This is a genomic window from Corynebacterium sp. UMB10321 (genome assembly GCF_030228725.1).
Lineage (GTDB): Bacteria > Actinomycetota > Actinomycetes > Mycobacteriales > Mycobacteriaceae > Corynebacterium > Corynebacterium pseudogenitalium.
On record NZ_JASOZC010000026.1, the window covers coordinates 1 to 1,524 of the forward strand.

Sequence of the window (1,524 nt, forward strand, 5' to 3'; positions counted from 1 at the left end):
GCCGAAGACAGTGACATACTCAAACTGCTAATAGGAACCTGACCCAGCCCAGGTGGTATGAGGTCTCACAGTAATGTGGATGCCAGTGCAAGTATGTCCGACCAACCCCAGCGATGAAGCATAAATAATCCAACTTCTCATTCATCGCTAGGAGGCACACGCTCATGGCCTATGACTTCGTCATCGGCATGGACGTCGGCAAATACTTCCACCACGCCTGCGTCCTCGATTCCCAAGGCAGACAAGTCCTGTCCAAACGCATCAACCAGCATGAAGGCTCACTACGCAAGCTCTTCGGCAAATTTCTCGCCGATGACGCTTCGGTTCTTGTCATTGTCGATCAACCCAACAACATCGGCCGGTTAACCGTCGCAGTCGCCCAAGACATGGGGGCCGACGTTCGCTATCTACCGGGGCTTGCGATGCGGCAGCTCTCTCGCATCCACGCCGGCAACTCCAAGACCGATGTGCGCGACGCCTACGTCATCGCCCATGCCGGTCTAAAACTTCCGGATGCCTTGCGCAGCGTCGACCGCGTTGAGGAAGTCTTTATCCAGCTGAAAGTGCTCAACGGTATTGACGAAGATCTCGCCCGGGCCTACACACGCCTGATCAACCAGATGCGATCCGCGCTCGTGGGAACCTATCCTGCATTCGAACATGTTCTGCGCGGACAGGTGATTCATCGCAAGTGGATCCTCCACCTACTTGCGAAATACGGTGGCCCCACCAAGATTCGACGCGTCGGTAGAGCACGTCTGGCAGCCTTTGCGCGCAGTCACAGGGCACGCAATCCTGAGCCTGTCATCGATGCCATGCTTGCTGCCATCCACGGGCAGACCGTGTCCATTGCCGGGGCAGAATACGCCGAACTTGGCGTAGCAATGTCCGCCAAAGATGCATTGGCCAAACTCGAGCATCGTAAAGAAATCGAGGCGCAGGTACTCAAGCTCATCCAGGACATTCCTCACACCGAGATTCTTTTATCCATGCCCGGCATCGGTCCGCGTAGCGCCGCGCAGATCCTCATGACCGTTGGCGATATGTCCGACTTCCCCGATGCAGCGCACCTAGCGTCCTATGCAGGCCTATCACCGCGGACGAATCAGTCGGGAACGTCCATCATGTCGAATTCGCCCAACCGGGCTGGCAACAAAAGATTAAAGAACGCCCTATGGCAATCGTCTTTTGCATCGATCAGATTCCACGAGCGTTCCCGACAATTCTATGAACGAAAACGCAAAGAAGGCAAAAGACACAACGCCGCAGTTGTCGCACTCGCACGCCGACGCCTAAACGTTCTCTTCGCCATGATGCGTAGCGGCGAGCTCTACCGAGACATCTCCACAGTCCAACAGGCCACAGCAGCTTAGAACCAACAACCCCCATCCAAGCCGATTGAGCAGCAAGCCCAATCGGCTCCTCGAGATGCCCGAAAACAACATTCACACGGCGAAGCAGAAGCCCTTCATGCCCCCAACAAGCCCACCCACGGAGTTGACAACCTATATAGGAACACCCCCC

At 55.9% G+C, this 1,524-nt stretch carries 1 protein-coding gene; it reads left to right on the plus strand.

Features of this window, described 5'->3' with window-relative positions; genetic code table 11:
- The first annotated feature begins 164 nt into the window (after window positions 1-164).
- Window positions 165-1,373 (plus strand): IS110 family transposase, encoded by a 1,209-nt coding sequence (locus tag QP752_RS11180; protein WP_154737208.1) that lies wholly within the window; start codon window positions 165-167, stop codon window positions 1,371-1,373.
- The last annotated feature ends 151 nt before the right edge of the window (window positions 1,374-1,524 follow it).